Origin of the sequence: Nonomuraea sp. NPDC049269, from assembly GCF_043197155.1 — a bacterium.
Classification (GTDB): Bacteria; Actinomycetota; Actinomycetes; order Streptosporangiales; family Streptosporangiaceae; genus Nonomuraea.
Map to the genome: position 1 here is coordinate 726,589 of NZ_JBICSO010000002.1, position 17,799 is coordinate 744,387.

Annotated in this window: 22 protein-coding genes; 18 read left to right on the plus strand and 4 right to left on the minus strand. The window is 69.7% G+C overall.

Annotated features, from left to right (window positions below):
* Positions 1–22: 22 nt before the first annotated feature.
* On the minus strand, positions 23–958 hold the full coding sequence (locus ACGFNP_RS13170) for an SDR family NAD(P)-dependent oxidoreductase (protein ID WP_393317971.1): 936 nt from the start codon (positions 956–958) through the stop codon (positions 23–25).
* Positions 959–1,096: 138 nt separating this feature from the next.
* On the opposite strand from ACGFNP_RS13170, the gene ACGFNP_RS13175 reads away from it, so the two are divergent.
* Positions 1,097–1,669: a TetR/AcrR family transcriptional regulator gene (locus tag ACGFNP_RS13175; protein WP_393317974.1), complete on the plus strand. Its 573-nt coding sequence runs from the start codon at positions 1,097–1,099 to the stop codon at positions 1,667–1,669.
* A 3-nt stretch (positions 1,670–1,672) separates the two neighbouring features.
* On the opposite strand, the gene ACGFNP_RS13180 is transcribed toward ACGFNP_RS13175, so the two are convergent.
* Positions 1,673–1,984: an ArsR/SmtB family transcription factor gene (locus tag ACGFNP_RS13180; protein WP_393317977.1), complete on the minus strand. Its 312-nt coding sequence runs from the start codon at positions 1,982–1,984 to the stop codon at positions 1,673–1,675.
* Positions 1,985–2,050: 66 nt separating this feature from the next.
* Between ACGFNP_RS13180 and ACGFNP_RS13185 the strand changes: the two genes are divergently transcribed.
* A complete protein-coding gene (locus tag ACGFNP_RS13185) occupies positions 2,051–3,049 on the plus strand; it encodes a zinc-dependent alcohol dehydrogenase family protein (RefSeq protein WP_393317980.1) in 999 nt (332 codons plus the stop codon).
* On the opposite strand, the gene ACGFNP_RS13190 is transcribed toward ACGFNP_RS13185, so the two are convergent.
* Positions 3,046–3,627, minus strand: a complete 582-nt coding sequence (locus ACGFNP_RS13190) for a TetR/AcrR family transcriptional regulator (protein WP_219529220.1) — start codon at positions 3,625–3,627, stop codon at positions 3,046–3,048. The genes ACGFNP_RS13185 and ACGFNP_RS13190 overlap by 4 nt on opposite strands.
* Positions 3,628–3,797: 170 nt before the next feature.
* Here ACGFNP_RS13190 and ACGFNP_RS13195 point away from each other — a divergent pair, with 170 nt between their 5' ends.
* The 12 genes from ACGFNP_RS13195 to rfbD all read left to right on the plus strand — a co-directional run bounded on the left by ACGFNP_RS13195 (position 3,798) and on the right by rfbD (position 13,399).
* Complete coding sequence (locus ACGFNP_RS13195) at positions 3,798–4,217, plus strand: VOC family protein (protein WP_358339651.1); 420 nt, start codon at positions 3,798–3,800, stop codon at positions 4,215–4,217.
* A gap of 57 nt (positions 4,218–4,274) precedes the next feature.
* Positions 4,275–4,634 (plus strand): MmcQ/YjbR family DNA-binding protein, encoded by a 360-nt coding sequence (locus ACGFNP_RS13200; RefSeq protein WP_358339653.1) that lies wholly within the window; start codon positions 4,275–4,277, stop codon positions 4,632–4,634.
* A gap of 39 nt (positions 4,635–4,673) precedes the next feature.
* Entirely contained in the window at positions 4,674–5,165 is a 492-nt protein-coding gene (locus tag ACGFNP_RS13205; protein ID WP_358339655.1) for a GNAT family protein, read from the plus strand.
* A 220-nt stretch (positions 5,166–5,385) separates the two neighbouring features.
* A complete protein-coding gene (locus ACGFNP_RS13210) occupies positions 5,386–5,763 on the plus strand; it encodes a hypothetical protein (protein WP_393317984.1) in 378 nt (125 codons plus the stop codon).
* A gap of 19 nt (positions 5,764–5,782) precedes the next feature.
* The gene (locus ACGFNP_RS13215) at positions 5,783–6,691 is read left to right on the plus strand and encodes a DMT family transporter (RefSeq protein ID WP_393317987.1); all 909 of its coding nucleotides are present in this window, start codon (positions 5,783–5,785) and stop codon (positions 6,689–6,691) included.
* The gene (locus tag ACGFNP_RS13220) at positions 6,688–7,332 is read left to right on the plus strand and encodes a GntR family transcriptional regulator (protein WP_358339661.1); all 645 of its coding nucleotides are present in this window, start codon (positions 6,688–6,690) and stop codon (positions 7,330–7,332) included. The genes ACGFNP_RS13215 and ACGFNP_RS13220 overlap by 4 nt, the downstream gene beginning before the upstream one ends.
* Before the next feature lie 145 nt (positions 7,333–7,477).
* Complete coding sequence (locus ACGFNP_RS13225; protein ID WP_214640566.1) at positions 7,478–7,828, plus strand: hypothetical protein; 351 nt, start codon at positions 7,478–7,480, stop codon at positions 7,826–7,828.
* A 378-nt stretch (positions 7,829–8,206) separates the two neighbouring features.
* Positions 8,207–9,553: a sugar transferase gene (locus ACGFNP_RS13230; protein ID WP_358339663.1), complete on the plus strand. Its 1,347-nt coding sequence runs from the start codon at positions 8,207–8,209 to the stop codon at positions 9,551–9,553.
* A 2-nt stretch (positions 9,554–9,555) separates the two neighbouring features.
* Positions 9,556–10,623, plus strand: a complete 1,068-nt coding sequence (locus tag ACGFNP_RS13235) for a glucose-1-phosphate thymidylyltransferase (RefSeq protein WP_358339665.1) — start codon at positions 9,556–9,558, stop codon at positions 10,621–10,623.
* Positions 10,620–11,552: a dTDP-glucose 4,6-dehydratase gene (gene rfbB, locus ACGFNP_RS13240; RefSeq protein WP_358339667.1), complete on the plus strand. Its 933-nt coding sequence runs from the start codon at positions 10,620–10,622 to the stop codon at positions 11,550–11,552. The genes ACGFNP_RS13235 and rfbB overlap by 4 nt, the downstream gene beginning before the upstream one ends.
* Positions 11,553–12,506 (plus strand): endonuclease/exonuclease/phosphatase family protein, encoded by a 954-nt coding sequence (locus ACGFNP_RS13245; RefSeq protein ID WP_393317992.1) that lies wholly within the window; start codon positions 11,553–11,555, stop codon positions 12,504–12,506.
* Positions 12,503–13,399 (plus strand): dTDP-4-dehydrorhamnose reductase, encoded by an 897-nt coding sequence (rfbD, locus tag ACGFNP_RS13250; RefSeq protein ID WP_358339671.1) that lies wholly within the window; start codon positions 12,503–12,505, stop codon positions 13,397–13,399. The genes ACGFNP_RS13245 and rfbD overlap by 4 nt, the downstream gene beginning before the upstream one ends.
* Here rfbD and ACGFNP_RS13255 read toward each other — a convergent pair.
* Positions 13,319–13,927, minus strand: coding sequence for a dTDP-4-dehydrorhamnose 3,5-epimerase family protein (locus ACGFNP_RS13255; RefSeq protein ID WP_393317995.1), 609 nt, complete (start codon positions 13,925–13,927; stop codon positions 13,319–13,321). The genes rfbD and ACGFNP_RS13255 overlap by 81 nt on opposite strands.
* A gap of 237 nt (positions 13,928–14,164) precedes the next feature.
* Between ACGFNP_RS13255 and ACGFNP_RS13260 the strand changes: the two genes are divergently transcribed.
* From ACGFNP_RS13260 to ACGFNP_RS13275, 4 genes are all read left to right on the plus strand, one after another.
* Positions 14,165–15,094 (plus strand): hypothetical protein, encoded by a 930-nt coding sequence (locus ACGFNP_RS13260; protein ID WP_358339675.1) that lies wholly within the window; start codon positions 14,165–14,167, stop codon positions 15,092–15,094.
* Positions 15,095–15,164: 70 nt separating this feature from the next.
* A complete protein-coding gene (locus tag ACGFNP_RS13265) occupies positions 15,165–16,382 on the plus strand; it encodes a class I SAM-dependent methyltransferase (protein ID WP_393317999.1) in 1,218 nt (405 codons plus the stop codon).
* Positions 16,379–17,152 carry a glucose-1-phosphate cytidylyltransferase gene (locus ACGFNP_RS13270; RefSeq protein ID WP_358339678.1) on the plus strand — a complete coding sequence of 258 codons (774 nt, stop codon included), beginning with the start codon at positions 16,379–16,381 and terminating at the stop codon, positions 17,150–17,152. The genes ACGFNP_RS13265 and ACGFNP_RS13270 overlap by 4 nt, the downstream gene beginning before the upstream one ends.
* On the plus strand, positions 17,149–17,799 hold the full coding sequence (locus ACGFNP_RS13275; RefSeq protein ID WP_393318003.1) for a PIG-L deacetylase family protein: 651 nt from the start codon (positions 17,149–17,151) through the stop codon (positions 17,797–17,799). The genes ACGFNP_RS13270 and ACGFNP_RS13275 overlap by 4 nt, the downstream gene beginning before the upstream one ends.

Below are 17,799 nucleotides of genomic sequence, written 5' to 3' on the forward strand. Positions count from 1 at the left end.
CCATGCCGGCCGTAATGAAATTTCAGGCTTTGACTGACAGCTCCCACAGACGCGCAGCCGACGCCGGGTCGAGCGCGTAGGCGGCCACGCCGTGGCGACTCATGGGCTTGTCACTCGGGAGGGCCTCGTTGCAGTCCTCGAAGTAGCGGCCGGTGACGCCGTCGAGCAGCGGCGACGCGGCGGCGAGCACCGACGTGGCCGCTCCCTGCTCGGTCGTCTTCCACGACATGTCCTCGCCGGAGGAGGCGGCGGCGGCGCGCAGCCGGTCGAGGTCCTCCTCGCTGACGTGACGCTGGAGGTTCGTGCGGATGCCGCCCGGCATCAGCGCGTTGACCGTGATTCCGTCGTCCGCCCAGCGCCGCCCCGCCTCCACCGCGAACAGCACGTTCGCCGTCTTGGACTGCCCGTACGCGGACCACGGCTCATAGGCGCGGTCCCGGAAGTTGATGTCCTCGAAGACGACCGGCGAACGGAGGTGCGCGCTGGAGCTGACCGAGACCACGCGGGCGCCGCCGGCCGCCGCGAGCGCGGCGTGCAGGCCGGTGGCCAGGGCGAAGTGGCCGAGATGGTTCGTGGCGAACTGGAGCTCCCAGCCGTCGGGCGTGTGCGCCTCGGGGCAGGCCATCACACCGGCGTTGTTGACCAGTATGTGGAGAGGGCCTTCCCACGCGGCCACGAACGACGTGACCGTGCTCCGGTCGGCGAGGTCCAGCGGGGCCACGTGGATCCGCTTGTTGCCGGTGGTCGCGATGATGTCCTCGGCGGTCGCCGCGCCCGCGTCGAGGTTACGGACGGCGAGGGTCACCTCCGCGCCCACCTCGGCGAGCGCGCGGGCGGTCTCGACGCCGATGCCGGACGCCCCGCCGGTGACGATGGCCCGCCGGCCGGTGAGATCGACGCCGGCCAGCACTTCAGCCGCAGTGGATCGGGCGGTGAACGGAGTGGTGATGCGAGTCATGATTCCCCAGTCCTTGTCAGGGATGCGGTGGGAGAGCTCCGGCCGGTACGATGTAACCGGAGGAGCCTCCAGTAAGTTCACTGTATTCGGAGCCTCCTCCGTTTAGCAAATCTCGCCCCGAATCCGACAGGAGACGCCGTGCAGGCCGGGTCCCGACCGCTGCGCGCCGACGCGCGCCGCAACCGCGAGCGGCTGCTCGACGCCGCCGTGCGCGCCTTCTCCCACGACGGCCCCGAGGTGACGCTCGACGCGATCGCCAAGGACGCGGGCGTCGGCATCGGTACGCTTTACCGGCATTTCCCCACCCGCGAGGCGCTCATCGAGGCCGCGTACCGCAACGAGCTGACCAGGCTGTGCGAGGCCGCCGCGAACCTCCTGCGCACCCTGCCGCCCGACCAGGCCACCCGCGCCTGGATGGACCGCTTCGTCGACTACATGACGACCAAGCGCGGCATGGCCGACGCGCTGCGCGCGGTCATCGCCTCCGGCGGCAATCCGTTCGCGGAGAGCCGCGACCGGCTGGTCGGCGCCATCGGGTCACTGCTGGCGGCCGGGGCCGCCGCGGGGGCCACGCGGGCGGACGTCGAGCCTGAGGACGTGCTGGCGAGCCTGGGCGGCGTGGCGCTGGTCGCCGCCGAGCACGGGCAGCGGGACAGGACCGAGCGCATGCTCAACCTGCTGATGGACGGCCTGCGCTACCGCGGGCCCTGACGATCACTGCTCCCGGCGCGTGGTGAGGGCGTCGAGCAGGCCGGGGAACGCCGCGTCCATCTCGGCGCGGCGCAGGGCGTTCAGCCGCGAGGTCCCGACGTAGTACTGCCGGATCAGGCCCGCCTCGCGCAGCACCTTGAAATGGTGCGTGGCGGTGGACTTGCTGACCGAGATGTCGAACGTGCCGCAACTGAGGTCCTCGTCGGCGGCGTCGAGCTGCGTGACGATGCTCCGGCGCACCGGGTCGACGAGCGCCTCCAGCACCTGCTGGAGGTCGAACTGCGACACCTCTGGGTGCGGCGGCGTACGTCCCATGAGCCTCATAGTACGACACCTATCGAAGTTTGACAGCCATCGTACTTCTGCGTAACAGTGGACCGCATGGCGAGGACAGTGCGATTTCACGAGGTCGGTGGGCCCGAGGTGATGCGGCTGGAGGACCTGGAGACGGGCGATCCGGGGCCGGGCGAGGTGCGGATCCGGGTGGACGCGATCGGGGTCAACAGGGCCGAGGCGCTGTTCCGGAGCGACCGGTACATCGAGCCGGTGAAGCGGTTCCCGGGCAGGCTCGGCTCCGAGGCGGCCGGAGTGGTCGAGGCCGTCGGCCCGGAGGTGACCGGGTTCGAGGAGGGGCAGGCGGTCAGCACTGTGCCGGCCTTCTCGCAGAATGACTACGGCGTCTACGCCGCCCAGGCGATCGTCCCCGCGGCCGCGCTCCTGCACCGGCCCGACGGGGTGGACGCGGTCTCCGGTGCGGCGGTGTGGATGCCCTACCTCACCGCATATGGCGCGTTGGTGGAAGTGGGCGGAATGCGAGCGGGCGATGTGGTGGCGCTGACCGCCGCCTCCAGCAGCGTCGGCCTGGCCGCGATCCACACGGCGAACCGGGTGGGAGCCACACCGATCGCCGTCACCCGTACCGGCGAGAAGAAGGAACGGCTGCTCGACGAGGGCGCGGCCGACGTGATCGTCTCCGACGAGGAGGACGTACCGGCCAGACTGCTGGCCCTGACCGGCGGCAAGGGGGTCGAGTACGTCTTCGACGCCGTCGCCGGGCCGGGCGTGACCGACCTGGCGCGGGCCGTGGCCCCCGGCGGCACGCTCTTCCTGTACGGCGCGCTGAGTGGCCAGCCGACGCCGTATCCAGGGTTCGACCTGGGCATGCCCGCGCTGAACATCCGGACGTACACGGTGTTGGAGACCACGAAGGACCTGCGGCGGCTACGTCGCGCCGAGGCGTTCGTCGCCTCGGGCCTGCGCGCGGGAGCCTTCCGGCCGGTGGTGGACCGCCTGTTTCCGCTGGAGGAGATCGTCCAGGCCCACCGGCACATGGAGTCCAACACCCAGTTCGGCAAGATCGTGGTCACCGTGGCCCACTAGGACCTCATGAGCGTGGCGGCGCAGCTGGTGACCAGGTCCTCCGCGTAGGCGGGGATCGGCCGTCCCAGGCTCTGGTGGCGGCGCACCGTGGCGTACGGCAGGTCGACCGTGGCCAGGAACAGCTGCTCGACCTCCCGTGGCTCGCGCCTGTCCAGCCGTTCGGCCAGGGCGCGAACCGCGTTGCGGACCCGGCGGTCGCTGCGTTCCAGGCGGTCGCGGGCCTCCTGGGGCCAGTTGGGTTCGTCGAAGTCGGCCGGGCCGTACAGCAGGATGTGGGCTTCGTGCGGGTGCGCCCTGCTCCAGGCGACGACGTGGCGCGCGGCGGCGGGGGCGGCGCGTGCGGCGGGTTCGGTGTTGAGCGCGGACAGGAAACCGTCCTGGAAGCGGTCGACGGTACGCAGCCACAGGGTGGCGAGCATCGAGGAGCGGCTGGGGAAGCGGTGATAGATCGAGCCGCTCGGCGCGCGGGCCGCGCGGGCGACCGCCGCCACGGTGACGGTGCTCGGGCCGCTCGCGGCCACCAGTTCGGCGGCCGCGTCAAGCAATCGGTCAACGTCGTGGCGAGGCGGTCGTCCCATGCCGTCGAGAGTATAGGGACAGGCTGAAGGCTTTCTGGACGCTAAATGGCCTCAGTTTTGGTCATCGCCTGATGGTCTTGTGACGGACTGCTCACAAACCGACAAGTGGACAGGGATAAGCCGGGCGACAGATATTGGACGAGGCCGGCACCCTGCTACCGGAGGTCTGTATGGACGTGCGTCTGGATCATCTCGTCTGCTGGGTCTCGGACCAGCTTCGCGCGCTCGACTTCTACGAGCAGGTCATCGGCCTGCCCGGGGTACGTGCAGAGGAGTTCAGGGATGGCAAGGCGCCGTTCCCCAGCGTGCGGGTCTCCGATGACACGATCATCGATCTGATGCCCGAGAACGCGGCGAACCGCGTCGACGAGGCCACCGGCGTCAGCGGCAGCGCCGGTCACCCGGTGAACCACTTCTGCCTGGCGCTCGGCCGCGCGGACTTCGACGCGCTCGAAGCCAGGCTGGCCCGGAACGGCGTCGAGGTCACCGGCACCGGCTCGAACTCGTTCGGCGCCAGAGGCATCGCACCGGACGTGATCTACTTCCCCGACCTCGACGGGAACGTGATCGAGGCCCGCTACTACGAGTGAGACCCGGTCGCCGCAGCCGGGGGGAAAGTGTCGGGGCGGTTTGCTACACAAGACACCATGGGTGTGAGCGTCGACGAGTTCCTCAAGCTGCTGGACGAGTTGCCCGAGGCGCGCCTGGGCGATCACGGTGGCACCTGGGTCAGCCTCAAGGTGCGCGACAAGGGCTTCGGCTACCTGTGGGAGGAGACCGAGACCGTCGGGCTCAAGGCGACGATCGAGGAGCAGATCGCGCTGGTCGCCGAGCGGCCTGAGGTGTTCGAGGTCCAGTTCACCGCCGGCCGGTTCGGGTGGGTCGTGGTGCATCTCAAGCGGATCGACGCCGACGAGCTGTTCGAGCTGGTCGCCGAGGCGTGGTGCTTGACGGCGCCCAAGGAGCTGGTCGCTCCCTTCGAGGCTGCTCATAAAATCGGGCAATAGGGCGTAAAAGTGGTGGAAGAGGCATTAGTCTCGGGCAGCGTGACAGGTTTGGACATCGAGCTGCGCGAGTGGTGCGCGGACGACGCTCCCGTGGTGTTGCGCGCGTTCCAGGCGCCCGACATGGTCAGCCAGGCGTCCTGGCCGATCGTGTCGCTCAAGGACGCGACGGGGTGGATCGCGGGCTGGGCCGGCGCCGGGCACGCCTTCGCCGTCACACTCTCCGGGCAGGTCGTGGGCAACGTCGCGGTGACGGGCATCGACGGCAACGGCAACGGCTCGGTCTCCTACTGGACGGTGCCCGAGGCCAGGGGCAGGGGTGTCGCGGTGGTGGCCATGATCGAGCTGACCCGCTGGGCCTTCCGCGAACGCGGCCTGTACCGGCTGGAGCTGGGACACCGTACGAACAACTCGGCCTCATGCCGGGTGGCCACGAAGGCGGGCTTCCGCCCGGAGGGCATCGAACGCCAGAAGCTCCGCTATGACGGCCGCCGCTACGACGTCGAACGCCACGCCCGCCTCGCCACCGACTGACCCGCCACCAACTCACGGGCGACCCGCCACCGACCGACCGGTCCGCGACCAAGCTGCCCGCGATCGACGGGCGCGCCACCAATTGGTCCGCGACCAAGCGGCCGGGCCGCATGACGGCAGGGGCCGTGGGGGCGAGGGGCATGAGGGCGGGGATGCCGGCCCGCACCCCCAAGGGCCTTGCGCCTGGTCATGGGTGGGCGGGCTGATCTAGGCTCGTGGGGTGGACAGCGAGAGCCTGGCCGCGGCCGGCCTGCTGGCGGCGCTGAGCCGGGCAGCGGAGATTCTCGCCGAGTTACACCACCCGTTCGTCAGGAACGAGCCCTTCTCCTATTTCTTCCCGCCCGCCGGCGTCCGGACCGGGACCGTCTTCACCCTCCCCGACGGCCGTGAGCTCAGCTTCACCGTCTCCATCGCCGCCGCCGACGGCGCGTTCCACGTCGACGGCGTGGTCTCCGTAGAGAGCGACGTGCTGCTGGCGCTGCCGCGCAAGACCACGTCCAGCATCCACGACGGGCTCGCCGTGTTCGACGACTACGCGGCCGAGGTGGCCGCTCCGGCCGGGCGGTTCATCGACCAACAATTGGACGAAACTGTCTAGTTGTCAGACAATGATGGGCATGAAGAACGGACCCCTCGCTGTCGTCGGTGCCTCCGTGCTCTGGGGGACGGCCGGCACGGCGGGACTGCTCGTCTCGGCGGACTCCATCGCCTTGGCCGCCGCCCGGCTGGTCATCGGTGGCGCGGCGCTGGCCCTGTTCGCCTGGACGGGGGTCAGGCGCGGCCCGCTGATCACTCCCGGGTTGCTGCTGGCCGCCGTCGCCGTGGCCGCGTACCAACTGTGCTTCTTCGCCGCGGTCGCCCGCACCGGTGTGGCCATCGGCACGGTCGTCGCGATCGGCAGCGGGCCCGTCTTCACGGGGCTGCTCTCCTGGCTGCTGCACGGTGAACGGCCGAGCAGCCGGTGGGCCGCCGCCACCGCCGCCGCGGTCGGCGGGTGCGCGGCGCTGATCGTCGGCGGTGGGGCGCAGGCGGGTGGGCAGGTGGTGTCCGGGGTGGCGTTCGCGCTGCTCGGTGGGTTGCTCTACGCGTTCTACGCCGTCACCGCCGCTCGGGCGATCAGCGCGGGCGCGCCGTCGAACGGAGTCATGGGGGTGCTGTTCGGTGGTGCGGCCGTCATCATGCTGCCGGTCCTGCTCTGGCGGGGCACCGAGTGGCTGGCCGAGCCGCGCGGGCTGCTCGCCGCCCTCTACCTCGGCCTCGGGGCCACCGCCCTGTCCTATTTCCTGTACGGCCGGGGCCTGCGCACCACCCCGGTGGCTACGGCCGCCACGCTCGCCCTGACCGAGCCGGCCGTCGCCGCGCTGCTCGGGCTGCTGGTCCTCGATGAGCGGCTGAGTCCGGTGTCGATCGCCGGTCTCGTCCTGCTGGCGATCAGCCTGGTCGTGGTGGCCGTACCGGAAAGGCCGCGTCGGGAAAAGAGGGCGGAGAGGGTGTGCCTCGACGAGGCGTTAGAGTCGCAGCCGTGACGTTGCCGCTCAGACCCGTCTCCGCGGTCGGCGCGCTCGCCGACGCGCTGCGCCGCAGGGTGCTCTCCGGCGAGATCGGGCCGGGCACGGCGCTGCCCGAGCAGGAGCTCGCCGCCACCTACGGCGTGGCCAGGCCCACGGTCCGCGAGGCGCTGGCCGTGCTGGTGCACGAAGGGCTGCTCAGGCGCGAGCGTAATCGCAGCGCCTATGTCCCTGAGGTGACGATCGCGGACCTCGACGATCTCATGTACGTACGCAGGCCGCTGGAGGGCCTGATGGCCACGGCGGTGGCGGGACGGCGGGTGCCGGAGGCGGAGGCGGCGCTGGCCCGCATGGGCGCGTTGCCCGCCGACGCGCCGTGGTCGGAGTCGGTGGCCGAGCACATGGCGCTGCACCAGGCGCTGATCGAGGCCGTGGGCAGTCCGCGGCTCGAACGGCTCTATGGCGCGCTCGCCGCCGAGACCCGGCTAGGCCTGGTCCGCCTGCGCGAGGTCTACGAGGACCGGGACGTGCTCGTGCACGAACACCGGGCGCTGCTCGACGCGATCGCCGCCGGCCCCGCCGAGACCGCGCAGGCCGCGGTGGCCGCCCACCTGGGCCACTCGTGGGGCGACGGAACCCCTCTCGAAGACCGCTCCTGAGCTTCCCGAGCCCCTCTTGACGGCCGTTCCCGAGTCTCTCGCGAGGCCGCGGCCGGGCCTGTCCTGACCTCCTGCTGAGCCACTTTCGCGAGGGAAAATCCCGAACCCTTGCGGGGGAACCCCAGATGTCGCAAGAATCGCGGCCATGCACGGCAACGCGATGCCGGACTCCTACGTGTATGTCACGGAAGAGGGCGTAACCCGTCACTATGCGGACGGGAGCGTCGAAGCCCTTGCGTGGGAGGACGTGGTCGAGGTCCGTGTGGTGACCGAGTCGGGAGAGGACGTCCTCTACATCCTGCTGGACCGCGACGGCGAGGGCTGCGTCGTGCCCAGGTCGGCCACCGACGCCACGTTTCTCGCCCGCCTCCGCTACCTACCCGATTTCGATCTTGACCGGCTGAACCTCGCCGCCGAGTCGGCGCATGACGGGGTCGTGGTGGTCTGGCGGAGCCCCGACCCGCCGTCCGCTTTGCCGGATCTGGAATATGACTAGCCACTTCATATTCCGGAAGCCGGCTGTAATTCAGCCATAAACTTCACGTTTGCCGACTCGCCGGTTGGCACTTTTGGATCGTTCCGTCAACCCCCCGGCCATCCCTAGATCCGTCCGGTTGTGGACATTTGACGGTATATCGCATGCTGGAGTGGATCTTTACTCTTTAGTGGGGGCCGCCGCCCTTGAAGGTGCATGGGGGACTTGTCAACCCATGAGGTTCAAGGAACGTCATGTTACTGCGGTGCACAGAGTCTTCAGGGTGGTGCTATGAGGGTGGGGACCGGGGAGTCCGACGTTGTGCTCCTCGAAGCCGTATCACGTCATGCGTCGAGCATCTGGACGCGAGCGTATTTACGGCTTCTTTGGGGTGGCGACATGGCGTGCGCGCTGATCGCGTGCGTCTGCGTGCTGAGTGTCCGTCTCTTGTCCGGCGCGTACGTATCGCCGGCCGAGTTTCTTCTGGGGGGCGGCCTGATCGTCGGCTGGCCCCTCGCACTGATGATGGGAGGCGCATACCGCCAGCGCGCGCACGGCGAGGGCACTGAGGAGTTCAGGGCCGTCTTCAACGGCGGCGTCGGGTTGATGGCCGCCGTCGCGATCGGCGCCTACGCCACGCAGACCGTCGTCGCGCGCAGCTTCGTGATGGCGATGCTGCCGCTGGCGCTGCTGTCCACGTTGTACTTCCGCTACAAGATGCGAAAACGGCTGCACAGCCGGAGAGTCGTCGGCGAGTACATGCGCCAGGTCATCGCCGTCGGCCATCGCGAATCCATTCTTGACCTGATCATGCAGTTCCGCCGCGAGCCGTACCACGGGATGATGGTCGTCGGTGCCTGCCTGCCGCCGGACCGGATGGACGCCGATCTCGACGGCATACCCGTGCTGGGCTCGTTCGGCGACGTCGCGGAGGTGGTGGAGCGGACGCGAGCCGACGCGGTCGCCGTCACCGCCTGCCAGGAGTTCGACGGGTCGGCGCTGCGGCGGCTGGCCTGGAGCCTGGAGACCGCGCGCACCGACCTGTTCGTCGCGCCCGCGCTCATGGAGGTCGCGGGCCCGCGGATCAGCATCAGGCCGGTGGCGGGGATGCCGCTGCTGCACGTGGAGCATCCCGAGTTCGACGGCACCAAGCAGTTCGTCAAGACCGTCTTCGACCGGCTCGTAGCGGGGGCCGCGTTGCTGCTCATGGCCGTGCCGCTGCTGGCGATCGTGCTGCTGATCCGCCTGACCAGCCCGGGTCCCGCGCTGTTCACCCAGACCAGGGTCGGCAAACGCGGCAGAGAATTCCGTGTCCTGAAATTTCGGACAATGGTGAAGGATGCGGAGAAGCTCAAAGGCACCCTCCTCGATGCCAACGAACTCGACGGGGTGCTCTTCAAGATTAGGAACGATCCAAGGATCACTCCGGTAGGCGCTTTCCTCCGCAAATATTCGCTGGACGAGCTCCCTCAGCTGTTCAACGTCATGCGCGGTGACATGTCGCTGGTCGGCCCCCGGCCGCCGCTGCCGGAGGAGGTCGCCAAGTACGGCAGCGACGTACGCCGCCGCCTGGTCGTCAAGCCGGGCATGACCGGACTCTGGCAGGTCAGCGGCCGTTCGAACCTCACCTGGGAAGAGTCCGTACGCCTCGACCTGCGGTACGTGGAGAACTGGTCCCTCATCCTCGACCTGCAGATCCTGTGGAAGACCTGGTCCGTCGTCACCCGTGGAGAAGGGGCTTACTAGCGGTGAAAGCACTCGTGCTCGCCGGAGGGTCGGGCACCCGGCTACGGCCCATCACCCACACCTCGGCCAAGCAGCTCGTCCCCGTCGCCAACAAACCGGTGCTGTTCTACGGCCTGGAGGCGATCGCCGAGGCGGGGATCAGGGAGCTCGGCCTGGTCGTGGGCGACACGCACGCCGAGATCGAGGCGGCCGTCGGCGACGGCTCCGCGTTCGGCCTGCAGGTGACCTACCTGCGCCAGGAGGCGCCGCTGGGCCTGGCCCACGGCGTGCTGATCGCCCGCGACTTCCTCGGTGACGACGACTTCGTCATGTACCTGGGCGACAACTTCATTGTGGGCGGCATCAGCGGCCTGGTGGACAGGTTCGTCAGGGAGCGGCCCACCGCCCAGATCATGCTCACCAGGGTCGGCGATCCGCGCCAGTTCGGGGTCGCCGAGCTCGACGCGGCCGGCCGGGTGGTCGGCCTGGAGGAGAAGCCCGACCGGCCCAAGAGCGACCTCGCGCTGGTCGGCGTCTACCTCTTCAGCCAGGCCATTCACGCCGCCGTGGCCGAGCTCAAGCCGTCGTGGCGGGGCGAGCTGGAGATCACCGACGCGATCCAGTGGCTGATCGAGGCGAATCTACGCGTCGAGTCGTCGGTGATCTCCGGTTACTGGAAGGACACCGGCAACGTCACCGACATGCTCGAGGTGAACCGGCTCGTGCTGGAGTCGCTCGACCGGCGGGTGAGCGGCCTGGTGGACCAGGCCAGCGAGCTGATCGGGCGGGTCGTGGTGGAGCCGGGGGCCGTGGTCGAGCGCTCACGCGTCGTCGGCCCGGTGATCATCGGCCCTGGCGCGCGGGTCCAGGACAGCTACGTTGGCCCGTTCACCTCGATCGGCGCCGACTGCGCGGTCGTCCGCAGCGAGATCGAGTACTCGATCGTGCTGCCCAGAGCCTCCATCCAGGGGGTCGGCCGGATCGAGTCGTCGCTGATCGGCCACGACGTCGAGGTCACCCCTGCCCCAGACACCCCCAAAGCCCACCGTCTAGTGCTGGGCGATCACAGCAAGGTGCAGATCAGTTCATGAGACGGATTTTGGTGACAGGCGGGGCGGGCTTCATCGGCTCGCACTTCGTCCATGGGTTGCCCGACGCGGACGTGACCGTGCTCGACAAGCTCACGTACGCGGGCAACCGGGCCAACCTCGAAGGGGCGCCGCACACGTTCGTCCACGGCGACATCTGCGACGCCGGGCTGCTCAGTGAGGTGGTGCCCGGCCACGACCTGGTGGTCAACTTCGCCGCGGAGTCGCACGTCGACCGGTCGATCGAGGGGCCGGCCGAGTTCGTGCGCACCAACGTGCTCGGCACCCAGACGCTCATGCAGGCGTGCCTGGACGCCGGTGTCCCGAAGGTGGTGCACGTGTCGACCGACGAGGTCTACGGGTCCATCGACCACGGCTCGTGGGACGAGTCCGCGCCGATCCTGCCGCGCTCGCCGTACGCCGCGGCCAAGGCGGGCGGTGACCTGGTCGCCCGCGCGTACGCGATCACGTACGGCCTCGACGTGTCGATCACCCGGTGCGGCAACAACTACGGGCCCCGGCAGTACCCGGAGAAGGTCATCCCGCTGTTCGTCACGAACCTGCTGCGCGGCGAGCGGGTGCCGCTCTACGGCGACGGCGGGAACGTCCGCGACTGGATCCACGTCCAGGACCACTGCGCGGGCATCCGCCTGGTGGCCGAGAAGGGCGGTCCTGGCGAGGTCTACCACATCGCGGGCACCGCCGAGCTGACCAACAAGGAGCTGACCGCCCGGCTGCTGGAGGCGTGCGGCCGGGACTGGAGCATGGTCGAGCCCGTCGCGGACCGCAAGGGCCACGACCGCCGCTACTCGCTCGACGACAGCAAGCTGCGCGGGCTGGGCTACCGGCCGGAGATCGCGTTCGAGCAGGGGCTGAAGGACACCGTCAGCTGGTACGCGAGCAACACGGCGTGGTGGGGGGCGAGCCGGTAGTTGAAGCAGAACACCTGGGTGACCCCCGCGCTCTGGGCGTTGCTGTCACCGTTCGCCGGCTGGGCCGTGCTCCGCGTGACCGGCTGGGAGCCCAAGTTCAGGTGGTCCCAGCTCGTGTCGTTCACCCCGTACGCTGCCGCGGGCTCGCTGGTGCCGCTGGCGTTCGCTCTGGCGGTGCGCAACCGGCCCGCCACGCTGGCCGCGCTGGTGGTGGGCGGGATGCTGGCCTCGGTCGTGCTGCCCCGCGCGGTGCCGCAGGGCGTCCCCGAGACGGACGGGCAGCCGCTCCGCGTGATGTCCGCGAACGTGCTCCGGGGCTCGGTGCCCGCCGAAGCCCTGATCAGCGCGGTCGAGCGGAACCGTCCCGACGTGCTCACCCTGCAGGAGTTCACCCCGTACCTCGCGGCGCGGCTGGCGGAGGCCGGTCTCGGCGCCCTGCTGCCCCATCACGTGGAACAGCTCGGCACGGCCATCTACTCGCGCTTCCCGCTGCGTCCGGGAATCGGCTTCGAAAAGGACCAGTGGCAGCACGTCGGCGGCCTGGTCACGCTGCCGGACGGTTCGGAGGTGGACATCGTCGGCGTGCACGCCTGCGCGCCCTCCGCCGGCTGGCTGGCGGGGTGCTGGGCGCAGAGCATCCAGGTCCTGCCACCCGCGATGCCGAAGGTGGCGAAGCGGCCGCGTGTCCTGGCCGGTGACTTCAACTCCACGCTCGACCACGCGGTGCTGCGGGAGCTGATCGCCACCGGCTATCAGGACGCCGCGTCCGTCACCGGAAAGGGGCTCGCCATGACCTGGCCGTACAACGGGCGCTCCGCCCTCGTCCCCAAAGTGGCCATCGACCACGTGCTGGCGTCCGAGGGGGTGGCCGTGCGCTCGTTCGAGACGCTCGCCCTCCCGCGTACCGACCATCGCGCCACGGTCACGGACCTGGTGCTGAGGCGGGCCGCATGAGGTGGATGATCACGGGTGCCGGCGGAATGCTCGGCACCGACCTGACAGAGTTGCTCCGGGTGACGCCCGGGATGCGGGTCGTCCCGTTCGCCCGGTCCGAGCTGGACCTGCGCGACGCCGACGCGGTGGCCTGGGCGGTCCGCGCGGCCCGGCCCGACGTGGTGGTCAACTGCGGCGCGTGGACGAACGTCGACGAGGCCGAGACGCGCGAGCAGGAGGCGCTGGCGATCAACGGGACGGCCGTGGCCGTCCTGGCCCGGGTCGCCGCCGAGCTGGGCGCCCGGCTGATCCAGCTCTCCACCGACTACGTCTTCGACGGCTCCGGGCACGACCCGTACCGGGAGACCGCGCCGACGGGCCCCATCAACGCCTATGGGAGGACCAAGCTCGCGGGCGAGCGCGCGGCCCTGGAACACGGCCATCACGTGGTGCGTACGGCCTGGCTCTACGGCGCCCAGGGCCGCAGCTTCGCCCGCACGATGGTCGGACTCGAAGGTTCCCGGCAGACCGTCTCCGTGGTCGACGACCAGTTCGGCCAGCCCACCTGGACCGGCGACCTGGCCGAGCGGATCGTCCTGCTCGGCCGGGCGGACGCGCCGCCCGGCGTCTACCACGGGACGAGCGCGGGGCGGACGACCTGGTACGACTACGCGCGGGAGATCTTCACTCTGCTCGGGGCCGATCCCGGCAGGGTCGAGCCCATCCCGAGCACTGCCCTGTGCCGGCCCGCCCCGCGCCCCGCCAACAGCCTGCTGGGGCACGGGAACTGGCGGGCCGCCGGGCTGCCGCCGATGCGCGACTGGTCCACCGCCTTACACGAGGCCTGGCCGGCCCTGCTGACCTCCTGGAGCGCTCGCGTAGTGAGCCAGGCAGTCGGCGTAGGAGGGGAGTAGACCGTGTTCGACGGCTTCGGCCAGCGTGGGCGCGGCGGCGTCCTTGTCCGCGAGGATCGGCTCGATGCCCTCCGGCCAGACGATGCCGAGTGCCGGGTCCAGCGGGTGGATGCCGTGCTCGCGCTGGGGGGCGTACGAGGTGGAGCAGAGATAGACCACGGTGGCCGACTCGCTGAGCGTGAAGAACGCGTGGCCGAGCCCCTCGGCCAGGTAGACGGCCCGCCGCGAGACGTCGTCCAACCGCGCCGCCGCCCAGCGGCCGAAGGTGGGCGAGCCGGTTCTGAGGTCCACCGCGACGTCGAGGACGCTGCCGGAGACGCACGTGACGTACTTGGCCTGGCCGGGAGGCACGTCCGCGTAGTGCACGCCGCGCAGCACGCCCTTGGTCGAGACCGAGCAGTTGGCCTGGGCGAGCTCCAGCGGGCGGTCGAGCTGGTCGTTCCTGAACCATTCGAGGAACGCCCCACGCCGATCCGTATGGATACGTGGGCTGAACAGCCAGGCGCCGTCGAAACCGAGGGGATCCATGGAGCGGATCCTGACATAGCAGGAACGTTCCTACCAGTGTGTGTAACGCGTGAGATGGCAGTCGCGAAATGCCAGTTGATTGAGGCATGTGATCCTGAGCGGGGTCAGGGTCGACATCGTCCCCATCAGTACGTTTCCGGGAGCCAGCAACCCATCCCGCCCCACGCACGTCCTCGCAAGACCTACGAGGGGAGATCGGTTCGACTCGCACCATGCACGTGTAGGGGGCAAGACCAGATGACCACGGTATTCACCGGCAGCACGATGAACGACGAGGCACGACGCGAGAGGATCTTCCAGGGCGACGTCTTCGTCTACGCGGCGTCGCCCGCGTCCCGCGAGCTCGTGTCCTTCGCCCGCGAACTGGTCGCCGAGACGTTCGGCGGCATGGACCCCACCACCGCCCAGCACAGCCTGCCGGTCGAACGCTTCGCCGCGCTGCTGGCCGACGTCAAGCCGCGCTTCATCCACCATCCGAGGTGCAAGGAGATCATCGCCGTCCTGCTGGACGAGCTGGGGTTCGCGCCGGGCGAGACCTACTTCGACGTGCCGCGCCTGCGGACCTCGACCTCCGACGGCTACCTCGACTCGGGCATCTCGTACGCCTACCACGCGCACCGCGACTGCTGGTACGCGGCGCCGTTCAACCAGGTGAACTGGTGGATCCCCGTCTACGACGTGGTGCCGGAGAACGTGTTCGCCCTGCACCCGGAGTACTTCGACCGGGCCGTGCGCAACGGCAGCGACCGCTACGACTACGCGTCGTGGGTCAGGACGGAGCGCCCATCGGCGGCCCAGCACATCTACAGCGACACGCGCGAGCAGCCGAAGCCGGAAGAGGACCTCGACCTGTCCGGCGAGCTCAGGATCGTCACGGAGCCGGGCGGGGTGCTCCTCTTCTCGGGCGCCCAACTGCACTCGACCGTGCGCAACACCTCGGGCGTGACGCGCTTCAGCATCGACTTCCGCACCGTCCACATCGACGACGTCAAGTCGCGCAAGGGCGCGCCCAACGTGGATGCGACGTGCCTGGGCACCACGCTGCGCGACTTCATGCGCGCCAAGGACCTGGCGCGCATTCCGGAGGAGCTGTCGGCGGAGTACGAGAAGGAGGCCAGGGCTCACTTGGAGCGAGCCAACGCCGAAAAAGCCGATATTTCGCACTGATCAGCGGTCGTTTCACTCATCGGGAGGGGATCATGTCTCGTCGGAAAGAGCGCGGAAGAGGTAGAGGCCGGTGACCCGTTGCCGGCTCTGCGGCTCGGCCGAACTGGCGAGCGTGGTCGACCTCGGCGCCACGCCGCCCTGCGAGCTGTTCCTCACCCGGGAGCGGCTCGACGAGCCCGAACTCACCTACCCGCTGCACCTGCGGGTCTGCACGAACTGCTGGCTCGCCCAGATCCCGCCGCTGATCCAGCCGGAGGAGACGTTCACGGAGTACGCGTACTTCTCCTCCTTCTCCACCTCCTGGGTGGAGCACGCCCGGGAGTTCGTGGACGCGGCCGTGGACCGGTTCGCGCCCGGCTTCGTGGTCGAGGTCGCCAGCAACGACGGCTACCTGCTGCAGCACGTGGCCGGCCGGGGCGTGCGCTGCCTGGGCATCGAGCCGTCGGCCAACGTGGGCCAGGCGGCCAGGGACAAGGGCATCGCCACCCGTACCGCGTTCCTCGACCCGGAGACCGGCGCGGCGGTCCGTGCCGAGCACGGTCCCGCCGACCTGGTCGTGGCCAACAACGTGTACGCGCACATCCCCGACGTCGTCGGCTTCACCAAGGGCCTGCGGGCGCTCGTCGCCGACGACGGGTGGGTCTCCATCGAGGTGCAGCACCTGCTCACGCTCGTGGAGCTGAACCAGTACGACACGATCTACCACGAGCACTTCCAGTACTACACGGTCGCCTCCGCGCGGCGGGCGCTGGCCACGGGCGGCCTGGCGCTGGTCGACGTGGAGCTGCTGCCGACGCACGGCGGCTCGATCCGGCTCTGGGCCCGGCCCGAGGAGGCGGGCGGCGAGCCCACCGATCGGGTGGCCGACGTGCTGGCCAGGGAGAAGGGGGCCGGTCTCGACGAGCTGGCCGGCTATGCGGAGTTCGCGGCGCGGGTGGCCAAGGTCCGCCGTGACCTGCTCCGCTTCCTCATCGACGCGGCCGAGGCGGGCAAGACCGTGGCCGGCTACGGCGCTCCGGGGAAGGGCAACACGCTGCTCAACCACTGCGGCATCCGCGAGGACCTGCTGGCGTACACGGTGGACCGCAATCCGTACAAGCACGGCAGGTTCACGCCGGGCACCCGCATCCCCATCCTGCCGCCCGAGCGACTCGCCGAGGACCGGCCGGACTACGTGCTGGTGCTCCCGTGGAACCTGCGAGAGGAGCTCACCGAACAGCTCTCCTACGTCCGCGCGTGGGGCGGTCAGCTGGTCTTTCCCATCCCGAGTCTGGAGATCGTGCCATGAAGGTCGTGCTCTTCTGCGGCGGGTACGGCACGAGGATGCGTACCGGCGCTCCGGGCGAGGTCCCCAAGCCCATGCAGCTCGTCGGCCCCCGGCCGCTTCTCTGGCATGTGATGCGCTACTACGCGCACTTCGGGCACACCGAGTTCATCCTGTGCCTGGGGTACGGCGCGCAGCACATCACGGAGTTCTTCCTCGACTACCGGGAGACCGTCTCCAATGACTTCCGGCTGCACGGCAGCCAGGTGGAGCTGCTGGCGCAGGACATCTCCGACTGGTCGATCTCCTTCGTGCAGACCGGGATCCAGTCGCCGATCGGCGAGCGGTTACGCCGGGTCCGCGATCATCTGGAGGGCGATGAGATGTTCCTGGCCAACTACGCCGACGTGCTCACCGACGCGCCGCTGCCGGAGATCATCGATCGCTTCACCGCCGCCGACGTGGGCGCGTCCATGATGGTCGTGCCGCCGCCCGGCACCTTCCACTGCGTCGACGTCGACGACGACGGGCTGGCGAGGAACATCGCGCCGGTCACGGAGCTCCCCATGTGGGTCAACGGCGGATATTTCGTGCTCCGTCAGGAAATTTTCGATCACATTCCTGAAAATGGGGATCTGGTGGGGGATGGGTGCATGGAGCTGACCAAGCGCGGCCGGCTTCTGACGTACCGGCACCGCGGTTACTGGCGGCCGACCGACACCGTCAACCAGCGGATCGAGCTGGACGAGGCGTACTCGCGCGGCGACCGGCCCTGGGCGCTGTGGGAGGCATGATCCGGCTGACGGCCGCCCGGATGGACCGGATCGTCGCGCTGGGCGCGCACTGCGACGACATCGCCATCGGGGCGGGCGGCACGCTGCTCACCCTCTGCGCGGGCCGTCCCGGACTACAGATCGACGCGCTGGTCCTGTCCGGCGGGGGCACTGAGCGGGAGGACGAGGAGCACGCGGCGCTCACCGCCTTCTGCCCCGGCGCCGACCTGCGGCTGACCGTGCTCAAGCTGCCCGACGGCCGGCTGCCCGCGAACTGGGAGCAGGCCAAGGAGGCGCTGGAACTGCTCCGGGCCAGGACCGACCCCGACCTGATCCTCGGCCCGCACCCGGGAGACGCCCACCAGGACCACCGGGGCCTGGCCGAACTCGTGCCCACGGCCTTCCGCGACCACCTGACGCTCGGCTACGAGATCGTCAAGTGGGACGGCGACCTCGGCCGCCCATCTGCCTACCAGCCGCTGCGGCCGGAGGTGGCGGCGGAGAAGGTCGCCCTGCTGAAGCGCCACTACCCCTCGCAACGCCGGCGTTCCTGGTTCGACGACGAAGCCTTCCTCGGGCTCGCCCGCATCCGCGGCATCGAGTGCGGCGACAGGTACGCCGAAGCCTTCCACACCCGCAAACTGACTCTCGACCTCGCAGGAGGCTAG

Excerpts from the sequence above, each read along its gene's own strand:
- ACGFNP_RS13180 (WP_393317977.1), bottom strand. The coding sequence starts at position 1,984 with ATGGGACGTACGCCGCCGCACCCAGAGGTGTCGCAGTTCGACCTCCAG.
- ACGFNP_RS13170 (WP_393317971.1), bottom strand. The coding sequence starts at position 958 with ATGACTCGCATCACCACTCCGTTCACCGCCCGATCCACTGCGGCTGAA.
- ACGFNP_RS13230 (WP_358339663.1), top strand. The coding sequence starts at position 8,207 with ATGGCGTGCGCGCTGATCGCGTGCGTCTGCGTGCTGAGTGTCCGTCTC.
- ACGFNP_RS13225 (WP_214640566.1), top strand. The coding sequence starts at position 7,478 with ATGCACGGCAACGCGATGCCGGACTCCTACGTGTATGTCACGGAAGAG.
- ACGFNP_RS13195 (WP_358339651.1), top strand. The coding sequence starts at position 3,798 with ATGGACGTGCGTCTGGATCATCTCGTCTGCTGGGTCTCGGACCAGCTT.
- ACGFNP_RS13255 (WP_393317995.1), bottom strand. The coding sequence starts at position 13,927 with ATGGATCCCCTCGGTTTCGACGGCGCCTGGCTGTTCAGCCCACGTATC.
- rfbD (WP_358339671.1), top strand. The coding sequence starts at position 12,503 with ATGAGGTGGATGATCACGGGTGCCGGCGGAATGCTCGGCACCGACCTG.
- ACGFNP_RS13185 (WP_393317980.1), top strand. The coding sequence starts at position 2,051 with ATGGCGAGGACAGTGCGATTTCACGAGGTCGGTGGGCCCGAGGTGATG.
- rfbB (WP_358339667.1), top strand. The coding sequence starts at position 10,620 with ATGAGACGGATTTTGGTGACAGGCGGGGCGGGCTTCATCGGCTCGCAC.
- ACGFNP_RS13200 (WP_358339653.1), top strand. The coding sequence starts at position 4,275 with ATGGGTGTGAGCGTCGACGAGTTCCTCAAGCTGCTGGACGAGTTGCCC.
- ACGFNP_RS13270 (WP_358339678.1), top strand. The coding sequence starts at position 16,379 with ATGAAGGTCGTGCTCTTCTGCGGCGGGTACGGCACGAGGATGCGTACC.
- ACGFNP_RS13190 (WP_219529220.1), bottom strand. The coding sequence starts at position 3,627 with ATGGGACGACCGCCTCGCCACGACGTTGACCGATTGCTTGACGCGGCC.
- ACGFNP_RS13260 (WP_358339675.1), top strand. The coding sequence starts at position 14,165 with ATGACCACGGTATTCACCGGCAGCACGATGAACGACGAGGCACGACGC.
- ACGFNP_RS13275 (WP_393318003.1), top strand. The coding sequence starts at position 17,149 with ATGATCCGGCTGACGGCCGCCCGGATGGACCGGATCGTCGCGCTGGGC.
- ACGFNP_RS13215 (WP_393317987.1), top strand. The coding sequence starts at position 5,783 with ATGAAGAACGGACCCCTCGCTGTCGTCGGTGCCTCCGTGCTCTGGGGG.